The 10,274-nt window shown below is 62.8% G+C and carries 11 protein-coding genes and 2 tRNA genes; 9 read left to right on the forward strand and 4 right to left on the reverse strand.

Translation table 11 applies throughout. The features are described from left to right. Nucleotides 1–181 precede the first annotated feature (181 nt). The 3 genes from LB519_RS31115 (at nucleotide 182) to LB519_RS31125 (ending at nucleotide 1,810) form a co-directional block, all read left to right on the forward strand. Nucleotides 182–400, forward strand: coding sequence for a hypothetical protein (locus LB519_RS31115; RefSeq protein ID WP_013531393.1), 219 nt, complete (start codon nucleotides 182–184; stop codon nucleotides 398–400). Between the two features lie 558 nt (nucleotides 401–958). Beyond that, nucleotides 959–1,264, forward strand: a complete 306-nt coding sequence (locus tag LB519_RS31120; RefSeq protein WP_013531394.1) for a BA14K family protein — start codon at nucleotides 959–961, stop codon at nucleotides 1,262–1,264. A gap of 186 nt (nucleotides 1,265–1,450) precedes the next feature. Beyond that, nucleotides 1,451–1,810 carry a hypothetical protein gene (locus tag LB519_RS31125; RefSeq protein WP_013531395.1) on the forward strand — a complete coding sequence of 120 codons (360 nt, stop codon included), beginning with the start codon at nucleotides 1,451–1,453 and terminating at the stop codon, nucleotides 1,808–1,810. Here the strand turns inward: LB519_RS31125 and bhcR are convergent, their stop codons facing one another. Next, nucleotides 1,811–2,632, reverse strand: a complete 822-nt coding sequence (bhcR, locus tag LB519_RS31130) for an HTH-type transcriptional regulator BhcR (RefSeq protein ID WP_024505797.1) — start codon at nucleotides 2,630–2,632, stop codon at nucleotides 1,811–1,813. A 214-nt stretch (nucleotides 2,633–2,846) separates the two neighbouring features. Between bhcR and gcl the strand changes: the two genes are divergently transcribed. From gcl to LB519_RS31145, 3 genes are all read left to right on the forward strand, one after another. Beyond that, a complete protein-coding gene (gene gcl / locus LB519_RS31135; protein ID WP_224621946.1) occupies nucleotides 2,847–4,628 on the forward strand; it encodes a glyoxylate carboligase in 1,782 nt (593 codons plus the stop codon). 26 nt (nucleotides 4,629–4,654) lie between these two features. Then, a complete protein-coding gene (gene hyi / locus LB519_RS31140) occupies nucleotides 4,655–5,452 on the forward strand; it encodes a hydroxypyruvate isomerase (protein WP_224621947.1) in 798 nt (265 codons plus the stop codon). Between the two features lie 159 nt (nucleotides 5,453–5,611). Next, nucleotides 5,612–6,529, forward strand: coding sequence for a 2-hydroxy-3-oxopropionate reductase (locus LB519_RS31145; RefSeq protein WP_224621948.1), 918 nt, complete (start codon nucleotides 5,612–5,614; stop codon nucleotides 6,527–6,529). Between the two features lie 105 nt (nucleotides 6,530–6,634). Here LB519_RS31145 and rlmB read toward each other — a convergent pair whose 3' ends face one another. Then, complete coding sequence (gene rlmB / locus LB519_RS31150; protein ID WP_027163677.1) at nucleotides 6,635–7,483, reverse strand: 23S rRNA (guanosine(2251)-2'-O)-methyltransferase RlmB; 849 nt, start codon at nucleotides 7,481–7,483, stop codon at nucleotides 6,635–6,637. Between the two features lie 198 nt (nucleotides 7,484–7,681). Between rlmB and LB519_RS31155 the strand changes: the two genes are divergently transcribed. Both LB519_RS31155 and LB519_RS31160 read left to right on the forward strand, forming a co-directional pair. Continuing rightward, nucleotides 7,682–7,766: transfer RNA gene (locus LB519_RS31155), tRNA-Tyr, on the forward strand. 88 nt (nucleotides 7,767–7,854) lie between these two features. Further along, nucleotides 7,855–7,928: transfer RNA gene (locus tag LB519_RS31160), tRNA-Gly, on the forward strand. Nucleotides 7,929–8,004: 76 nt separating this feature from the next. On the opposite strand, the gene LB519_RS31165 is transcribed toward LB519_RS31160, so the two are convergent. Further along, entirely contained in the window at nucleotides 8,005–8,469 is a 465-nt protein-coding gene (locus LB519_RS31165) for a YidB family protein (protein WP_024505802.1), read from the reverse strand. A 132-nt stretch (nucleotides 8,470–8,601) separates the two neighbouring features. On the opposite strand from LB519_RS31165, the gene LB519_RS31170 reads away from it, so the two are divergent. Then, nucleotides 8,602–8,859, forward strand: a complete 258-nt coding sequence (locus LB519_RS31170; RefSeq protein ID WP_013531402.1) for a GlsB/YeaQ/YmgE family stress response membrane protein — start codon at nucleotides 8,602–8,604, stop codon at nucleotides 8,857–8,859. Between the two features lie 132 nt (nucleotides 8,860–8,991). Here the strand turns inward: LB519_RS31170 and LB519_RS31175 are convergent, their stop codons facing one another. Next, nucleotides 8,992–9,879 carry a DMT family transporter gene (locus LB519_RS31175; protein WP_224621949.1) on the reverse strand — a complete coding sequence of 296 codons (888 nt, stop codon included), beginning with the start codon at nucleotides 9,877–9,879 and terminating at the stop codon, nucleotides 8,992–8,994. Nucleotides 9,880–10,274: the final 395 nt, after the last annotated feature.

Here is a 10,274-nt window from a genome sequence, read left to right on the forward strand (position 1 = left end):
GGGGAATAGGGGAATAGGGGAATAGGGGGCGACGGGTCATTGGTGTCCTTGCCGTCGCCGCGCTGGCGTCAACGGCGTCCCACAAAAAATCTCCTCAACCTTTCGAACCTTTTGCTGCGCCGCGCCGACTGATGGTCAGAGGCGAATGGGTCGCCTCGATCAAAAGATCCAGGAGATCATCATGTTCAAGCGCACTCTTACCTCGGGCCTCGTCGCCATCTTCGTCGCCACCGGCGCGCTCGCCGGCACTGTCGGCACGTCGTCAGCCCACGGCATGCATGGCCATCATCATCACCACCACAACCATCACAAGAAGCACTTCAAGAAGTTCTGGTGGAAGCACTACAACCACCACCACAACCATCACCACAGGCACGGCAGGGTGATCATTTTCCTTTGATGGAGGGACCCAATTCCCCAAGAGGGCGGCTTCGGCCGCCCTTTTTGCGTTCGGCGATCACCTTGTGAAGTAGGGCGGCAAAGCTGCTGATCCCCGGCAAGCTACGGCATGCACACATTTCCAAGCAACTGGTCTTTGGCGATAGAGTGCATGGCAGCTTGGCGCATGCATTGCCTATGCGGCGCTGGTCCCGCTCCGTCTCGGCTTCGCCGAGCCAACGCTCGCCCACCAACGCTCCTTTCCTTTCCCTCCGGAGGGGGGAAGGTGGCGCTGCGAAGCAGCGACGGATTGGGGGACCCACCCGGCAATCGGGCCTCGGGCCGATCAGTCACCCCAGTCATAGCAGATATGTGCGTGGCATAGCCCCCAGCAAGTGGGGGAGATTGGCCGCATCAACGTCCTCGCCAACCCTTTCCAGTCGCCGTCAGCGTGGACCTCGGTCCATCCGATTTCCCAGCTCCAGAAAAATCAAAAAAGTTCGAACCTTTTTCCTGGCTGTGACGACAGATGATCAAGAGGCGGATGGATCGCCTCGGTCAACGAAGCAAGGAGATCGTCATGTTCAAGAACACACTCGTTTCCGGCCTTATCGCCACCGCCGTCGCCGCCGCCACGCTGGCCGGCACCGTGCAGCCTTCGGCCGCCCACAGCCATCACCACAACCGCGAAATCGGCATCGGCATTGCTGCCGGCGTCGGCGGCTTCGTCCTCGGCAGCCTGCTCGCCCAGCCGCGCACCGTCTATGTCGACGAAGGCGGTGGCTCGTGGCATGTCCGCCGCTGCTACGATCGCTATGCCAGCTACGACGCGGACTCCGATACCTATCTCGGCCACGACGGATACCGCCACTATTGCCGTCTCTGAGGGGAGGACCCGTTCAGCAACAGAGGGGCCCATGCGAGCCCCTCTTCTGTTGTCTGGATGGTAGCGGTGCGTGCTCCATCGGCCGCTTCAGCGCAGAACTGAAGGGATTGGTCCGGCGACAGATCGGACAGTGTACAGAGATTTTCCGAGCGTCTATCCTGGACCGCGAAACGCGGGGAGAGACCCTTGGACGAGCAGGACCCCAGGGAAGACCTGGTCGAAACGGTTTTCCGCAACGGCACCGTCACCACCGTCGGCATCCTGCTGGCGTTTTCGCTGGGCTTCATCACCCATTGGGCCGCCAACCCGATCCCGTGGCAGACCTACCATCTTGTCGCCGTCCTGCCGATCCTGGCCGGCATTGCCTTGCAGATGCGGGCGCTCTCGCTGCTGCTCGACACGAAATGCCTGCAGCGGCGCATCTATGAACGCGCCAACCGCATCTTCATGGCCGGCCTGATATTCACCGCCTGCGGCGTCGGCATGGCCATCCTTCTCGATTTCTTCGATATCGCGACCAGGAGCGCGCTGCCCGGGGCGGGCTGATCAGCCGGCTCGCACGCCGCCGATCATCCTGGTCACCTCGGCTGCCGCATCGCGCACCAGCGGGCCGATCTCGGCCAGCCGCTCCGGCGTCACCCGCACCGTCGGCCCCGACACGGAAACGCCGCCGATCGGCTCGCCGAATTCGTTGAAGATGGCGGCTGCCACGCAACGCATGCCGGGGTGCCGCTCCTCGTCGTCGACCGACCAGCCGCGCAGCTTGATCCGCGCCAGATCGTGGGCAAGCGCCGAAATGTCGGACAGCGTCCTGTCGGTGAAGCGCTGCAGGCCTGCCTTGCGCAGGATGGTTCCGACGCGCTCCGGCTCGAGATGCGCCAGCACCGCCTTGCCGATGCCCGACGCATGGAAGGGGCTGCGCGTGCCCGGCCGGAAGAAGGCGCGGATCGCCTGATGCGTCTCGACCTGGCTGACGAAGACCACGCAATCGTCCTCGGCGACGCCGAGATTGGCGGTCTCGCCGGTTCTCTCCATCAGCTCCTGCATGACGATACGCGCGCGGTCGACCAGCTTGCGGCGGCGCAGGAAGGCCGCGCCCATGCGGTAGGTCTCGACGCCGATCGACCACAGCTGGTCTGATGTGTCGAATTCGACCATTCCGTGGTTTTGCAGCGTCGTCAGCATGCGGTAGGCGGTGGAGGCGGCAAGCCCGCTCTGCGCCGATATTTCGCTCAGCGACAGGCCGCTGCCTTCCGCGACAATGGCCAGGATCCGCAGCGCCCGATCGAGCGACTGCACCGAACTGGCCTCCGAGGGCCCATTGAAAGCGCGCGGCCGGCCGCGCTGGCGTTTTTCCGTGGTTTCCATGGCGTCATTCTCGACCGATTTCGCCAAATGCACAATGAAAAAATTTTTCACTGATATCGCCGGCCGAATTGCTGGAAAACGGAAAATCCAACAAAATCAGCGTATAGCCGTCGTTTTCTAGAAATGAAAAAATATTCTGAAAAAATTGAAAAATAGCCGACGTGCTGGCATCCTCAGCCAATCCAACAATGACAAACCCGTGGAGGGCTGGAAAATGGCCAGGATGCGCGCTGTCGATGCCGCGGTTCTCGTTCTCGAAAAGGAAGGCATTTCCTGCGCTTTCGGCGTGCCGGGCGCGGCGATCAATCCGTTCTATTCGGCGCTGAAGGCGAGGGGAACGATCCGCCACGTGCTTGCCCGTCACGTCGAGGGCGCCTCGCACATGGCGGAAGGCTTTACCCGGGCCAAGGCAGGCAATATCGGCCTGTGCATCGGCACTTCGGGTCCGGCCGGCACCGACATGATCACCGGGCTCTATTCGGCCGCCGCTGATTCCATTCCGATCCTGTGCATCACCGGCCAGGCGCCGCGGGCGCGGCTGAACAAGGAGGATTTCCAGGCCGTCGACATATCAGCCATTGCCGCGCCGGTCGCCAAATGGGCGGTCACGGTCATGGAGCCCTATCTCGTCCCCATGGCGCTGCAGAAGGCCTTTCATCTGATGCGCTCGTCGCGGCCGGGTCCGGTGCTGATCGACCTGCCGGTCGATGTCCAGCTGGCCGAGATCGAATTCGACATCGATGCCTATGAGCCGTTGACGCCGTTCAAGCCGGCCATGACGCGCGCCCAGGCCGAAAAGGCGTTGACGATGCTCAACGCCGCCGAAAAGCCGCTGATCGTCGCCGGCGGCGGCATCATAAACGCCGATGCGTCGGATTTGCTGATCGAATTCGCCGAGATTTCAGGCGTGCCGGTCGTCCCGACCTTGATGGGCTGGGGCGCGATCCCCGACGACCACCGGCTGATGGCCGGCATGTGCGGGCTGCAGACCTCGCACCGCTATGGCAATGCGACGATGCTGGAAGCCGATTTCGTCTTCGGCATCGGCAACCGCTGGGCCAACCGTCACACCGGCTCCGTCGATCTCTATACCAAGGGCAAAAAATTCATCCATGTCGACATCGAGCCGACGCAGATCGGCCGTGTCTTCGCGCCGGATCTCGGCGTCGTTTCGGATGCTGGTGCTGCGCTGAAGATGCTGCTCGACGTCGCCACCGAGTGGAAGACGGCAGGCAGACTGCGCGACTGGTCCGGCTGGGCGAAGGAATGCCAGGCTCGCAAGAAGACGATGAAGCGCAAGACGCATTTCGACCAGGTGCCGCTGAAGCCGCAGCGTGTCTATGAGGAGATGAACAAGGCGTTCGGCCGCGACGTCACCTACGTCACCACGATCGGCCTGTCGCAGATCGCCGGCGCGCAGTTCCTGCATGTCTACAAGCCGCGCAACTGGATCAATTGCGGCCAGGCCGGCCCGCTCGGCTGGACCTTGCCGGCTGCCCTTGGCGTGCGCGCCGCCGATCCCGACCGGACCATCGTGGCGCTGTCGGGCGACTATGATTTCCAGTTCATGATCGAGGAACTGGCGGTCGGCGCCCAGCACAAGCTGCCCTATCTCCATGTCGTCGTGAACAACGCCTATCTCGGCCTGATCCGCCAGGCGCAGCGCGGCTTTTCGATGGACTTCGAGGTCGACCTTGCCTTCGAGAACATCAACCGGGCAGGCGATCCCGAGGCCGGCTACGGCGTCGACCATGTTGCCGTCGCCGAGGCCATGGGCTGCAAGGCGGTCAGGGTGCGCAAGCCGGAAGAGTTCGCCGGTGCCTTCAAGGAGGCGCAGCGGTTGATGAAAGAACACCGGGTTCCGGTTGTCCTCGAATTCATCCTCGAACGCGTCACCAACATCTCGATGGGCACCGAGATCGACAAGATCACCGAATTCGAGGAGCTTGCCGAGAGCCACGAAGATGCGCCGACGTCGATCGTCATGCTGGATTAGGCTTGGCGGAGAAAAGGAGAAAAAGAATGCCGCGTTTTTCAGCCAATCTTTCGATGCTCTTTGGCGAGCATGAGTTCCTCGACCGTTTCGATGCCGCCGCCCGCGCGGGGTTCAAGGGTGTCGAATATATCGGCCCCTATGACCATGCGCCCGATGCCGTCGCTGCCCGGCTGAAGAAGAACGGCCTGACGCAGGTGCTGTTCAACCTGCCGGCCGGCGACTGGGGCAAGGGCGAGCGCGGCATTGCCGTGCTGCCGGACCGCGTGCCGGAATTCCGCCAGGGCATCGCCAAGGCGATCACCTACGCGCAGGCGCTCGGCTGCCAGCAGGTCAATTGCCTGGCCGGCATCGCGCCCGCCGGCGCCGACCGCAAGGTGCTGGAGGACGTCTTTGCCGAAAACCTCGCCTTCGCGGCGGAAAAGCTGGAGCAGGCCGGCATCAGGCTGCTGATCGAGCCGATCAACACGCGCGATATCCCGGGCTTTTTTCTCAACTATTCCGACCAGGCGCTGGCGCTTATCGACCGTGTCGGGTCGAAGAACCTGTTCCTGCAATACGACATCTATCACATGCAGATCATGGAGGGGGATCTCGCCCGTACCATCGAGGCAAACCTCGACCGCATCGCGCATATCCAGCTTGCGGACAATCCAGGCCGTCACGAGCCGGGGACGGGCGAGATCAATTTTCCCTTCCTGTACGAGCACATCGACCGCATCGGCTATTCCGGGTGGATCGGGGCGGAATACAAGCCGAAGGCCGGGACGGAGGCTGGGCTGGGGTGGTTTCAAGCATTAGCCAGGCAGGGAAGTGCTGCGGCCTAGCCAACGCCGCGCCCCCTCATCCGGCCCTTCGGGCCACCTTCTCCCCGGTGGGGAGAAGAGACAGGCACCAACGTCGGCTTCTCTTCTCCCCTCGGGGGAAGATGGCCGCGCTAGCGGCCGGATGAGGGGGCGTTTCACACAAGCAACTGGAGAACCAAAATGGAAACCATCGGCTTCATCGGCCTCGGCATCATGGGCGCACCGATGGCGGGGCACCTGTTGGACGCGGGCTACAGGGTCATAGCCAGCGACCATCGATCGAAACTCTCAGCCGATCTCGTCGCCAAGGGCCTAACGTCAGTCACCGGCCATGCTGCCGTGGCGAAGGCCGCCGACATCATCATTCTGATGGTGCCCGACACCCCGCAGGTCGCCGATGTGCTGTTTCACGAGAACGGCGTCGCGTCCGGTCTGACCAAAGGCAAGCTGGTCATCGACATGAGCTCGATCTCACCGATCGAGACCAAGATTTTTGCCAGGAAAATCCACGATCTAGGCTGCGACTATCTCGACGCGCCGGTCTCGGGCGGCGAGGTTGGCGCCAAGGCGGCGTCGCTCACCATCATGGTCGGCGGCGAGGAGAAACCCTTCGAGCGCGCCAAGCCCGTGTTCGAGAAGATGGGCAAGAACATCACCCTGGTCGGGCCCAACGGCGTTGGCCAGACCACCAAGGTGGCCAACCAGATCGTCGTTGCGCTGACTATTGAAGCCGTCGCCGAAGCGCTTGTTTTTGCTTCGAAAGCCGGCGCGGATCCGGCCAAGGTCAGGCAGGCGCTGATGGGCGGGCTGGCGGCTTCGCGCATTCTGGAAGTGCATGGCGAGCGTATGGTCAAGCGCACCTTCGCCCCGGGTTTTCGGATCGAACTGCACCAGAAGGATCTGAACCTCGCGCTGGAGGGCGCGAAAGCGCTCGGCGTGTCGCTGCCCAACACGTCGACCACGCAGCAGCTGTTCAACGCCTGCGCGGCCAATGGCGGCGCCAAGGAGGATCATTCGGCACTGGTCAGGGCGCTTGAGAGGATGGCCGATTTCGAGGTCGGCAGCGAGGCAGCCGGCACCCAGGGCAAAGCGGCATAGGTCAGGAGAGGGCGGCGCAACGTTCCCAAGCCGCCAACTCCTGGCCCGTCGAAGAACGGGTTCCGGCGTCTGTCGGGACCCGTTTCTCGTCGAGATGTTTTTGGCTTAGCCGCGCTTCAAAAATGCCCGTGCCACGTAAAGGCTGATCGCTGCGGCATTCGATACGTTGAGCGAATGGATAGCGCCGGGCATGTCGAGCCGCGCCAGCGTGGTCACCGTCTCGCGGGTCTTCTGGCGCAGGCCCTTGCCTTCGGCGCCCAGCACCAGGGCGATCTTTTCTCCGGCAAAGCTCTTTTCGAGTTCGGCCGGCGCGTCCGAATCAAGCCCGATGGTGCGAAAGCCGGCCTCGTGCAGCTGGCCGAGCGCTTCGGCGAGGTTCTTCACCTCGATCTGGTCGATGTGCTCCAGCGCGCCCGAGGCGGATTTCGCCAGCACGCCCGATTCCTGCGGGCTGTGGCGGGCCGTGGTGATCAGCGCGCCGGCGCCGAAGGCGACCGCCGAGCGCAGGATGGCGCCGACATTGTGCGGGTCGGTGATCTGGTCGAGCACCAGCACCAGCTTCGCGTCACCAAGCGCATCGAGCCGCTTGGCTTTCAACGGCTCGGCCTCGATCAGCACACCCTGATGCACGGCATCCGACCCGGTGATCTTGTCGATATCCCTGGGCTCGACCAGTTCCGTCTTGAAGGGCAAGGCGGCGAGATCGGCGATTTCGAGGCGCTCGGCCGCATTGCGCGTTACCAGCATCTTCCTGATCTTGCGGCGCGGATTGTCGAGTGCGGCGCGAACCGTGTGCAGGCCGTAGAGCCGCACCAGTCCGTCCGCGGCATTTTCGCCCGGCGGAACCGGCTGTCGAGGCCGGAACGCCGGCGCGCCGCCGCTTTTCTCGTCGCGATAGGCGCGGCGCAGCTTGGCGTAATGGGTGTCTTTGGGGGTGTTGGTTTTATCGCTCATGGCTGGCTTCTATAGCGGTGTCCTCCGGCCAAGGATATGGCCCGCCGTCACAGCCGGCGAACAACATCGAAAAACGCTGGCTGCGCGGTTGACACCCAATGGCCTTGCCGCCATAAGGCGCTGCGCTGGTTTCGGAGAACACATAACTCGGGTCCGGATCGGCGTGAATGCCTCGTTGCATGGCTCCGGCGGCAGACTGGAGAGGTGCCCGAGTGGTTAAAGGGGACGGACTGTAAATCCGTTAGCTTAGCTTACGTTGGTTCGAATCCAACCCTCTCCACCACTGCCGGCCCGGAAGCCTGAAACGCGACAAGAATCGGACCGAAAAGTGCATGGCGCTTTTCGGATGAATCCGGTACTTCAGGTAAGGCGCGGGTATAGCTCAGTGGTAGAGCAGCAGCCTTCCAAGCTGAATATGCGGGTTCGATTCCCGCTACCCGCTCCAGACACTCATCCCATCACCGGCAAGCCGAAGCACTGCGCACGAAGCGCAGCGCTCCAATTGTCGTGGCTGCGCCGCGTCAGCTGTTGAACGCGGATGCGACCTGGTGCTGCTGCGGCACCTGGCCGTTCGGCGTCAGCTTGTCGACGATGCCGGGCAGGGCGGTGGACAGTTGCTTGAGCAGTTCCTGCTCGTCCAGTCCGGTCCGTTGCGCGATCTCGCGGATGATCTGCGGTCCGATGGCGGCGCCAAGATCGTTGGCGTTGATCGACTGGTTCTGGCCGGTACCGACCCAGGAGTCCGCGGTGTTGCCGTGACCGGCGTCCCGGAGCTTTTCGAGCAGTCCGCCCAGGCCGCCCAGCAGGCCACCGTCGGCGGATGTGGTTTCCGTCGGGACGGGGGCGGTCGGAGCGGGCACGGGAGACTGTTCCGGTTCTTCGGCACTTCTGCCGCTCAGCATCTTGCCGACCAGCAATGCGCCGAGTGCGATCATCAGAGGTTTGGTGATGTTGCCGCCGGGAACGGCGTTGTCAAAAAGTCCCATCGTGGATCCTCCATAGCGACCAAGGCCCGACCCCTCCTCAACAATGAAGCATTCGGGCGGAATTTCAAGCTGGCTTGAGGTTTTGACAATCATATGAAAATGTTCGGCTGGCGAGGGGATGGAGAGGAAAAAATGGGTATCATCAGCTGGATCATTCTCGGCGTGGTCGCCGGCTTCATAGGCAGCAAGATCGTCAACAAGACCGGCCAGGGTGTCATAATGGATATCGTGCTGGGCATCGTCGGCGCCATTGTCGGCGGGCTGATCTTCAGTGCCTTCGGCGCATCAGGCGTCACCGGTCTCAACATCTACAGCCTGATCGTTGCCGTCATCGGGGCGGTGGTTGTTCTGTGGGCCTACCATCAGTTCAGCGCAAGGCGGACGCTTTAGGCGCCTGCGGATCGTCTGAGGTTTCGAGTTTCTGAAGGCAAGGCCGGCTTCAGGCCGGTATGCCCGGCAGTGGCTTGCCTATGGCATCGGGGCGCCGAAAACAAAGATCGGCGTTCCCGCAATGAAACGAGGCTAGGCGACGACGGCCAACCGGCGCTGGCGCTGATCCAGCGACACGATGGTCAGCCCGCTGCCGACGACCAGCAGGATGCCACAGATCGCCAGTGTGTTGGGGAATTGCCCGAACACCAGCAGGCCCGAAATGACCGCCCAGACGGTGAAGCAATAGTAGAACGGCGCCACGGCGCTGGTCGGTCCGACGCGATAGGCCATGAAGATGAAGAAGTGGCCGAAGATCAGGAAAAATCCAGCACCTGCCATCAGCAGCAGGTGATGCGCCCCGGGCATGACCCAGCGCTCGGAAACAAGATGCGCGGCGCCGGCGCCGATCAGCACCACCACGACGGCGGAAATCGCCACGATCATTCCCGGCACCTCGGCCGAGACCCGCCGGCCGGCTAGGTCGCGCGCCGCTGCAAGGGCTGCGTTGCCGAGCGCCAGCAGGGCATAGACCGAAATGCCTTGCATGGTCGGCTGCGCCACCATCAGCGCGCCGACGAAGCCGAGCCCGATCAGCGCCATGCGCCGGCCGCCGATCCGCTCGCCAAACAGGATCGAGGAGCCAACCAGCATCAAGAGCGGCGTGATCTGGCCGAGCGCGGTGGAATCGGCGATCTGCATGTTGGCGAGCGCGACCACATAGCAAAGGATCGCCGCCAGCTCGAGCACGTTCCGGCTCAGGACGCGCTTGTCGAAGATCAGCGGGATCTGCTTGCCGTAGCCCAGCGCGAACAGCAGCGGGAAGCCCCAGAGGGCCGCCGCGGCACCCCGCAGAAACAGCACCTCATAAGACGGCAGGCCCGCCGTCGCGAGCTTCATCATCGTGTCGTTGACGAGATACGACCCCGTCGAGACGATCATGAACAGCGGGCCGCGGATAGAGGCAGGGATGAAATGCATCCGGCCACAAGATCAGAGGCGGATGGCGGCGGCAATGGTCCATGGCCTGGCCATGATTCAGACAGGGCTGGGCAAGCAAGCCGGCGCTTTCGCGGCCTCGATCGGTCGGCCCGCTACCCCTTCATTTTGCCCGGAGCCTTCCTATATCAGCGCCACATCCCCGCAATCGGATCGATGGTTCGGACTGAGTGAGACGGCACCCGGCCAAAAGACGCTTGTGTTTTTTGGCCTTTGTCGCTAATCGCCCCGCATTCGACTGAACTGAAGGTCTTCGACCGAACTGAAGATCCGGGCCGTCCAAGGAAAGAGACAATGGCAAAAGGTAAATTCGAGCGTAACAAGCCTCACGTGAACATCGGCACGATTGGCCACGTCGACCATGGCAAGACGTCGCT

This window comes from Mesorhizobium sp. AD1-1 (assembly GCF_020164655.1).
Taxonomy (GTDB): Bacteria; Pseudomonadota; Alphaproteobacteria; order Rhizobiales; family Rhizobiaceae; genus Mesorhizobium; species Mesorhizobium ciceri.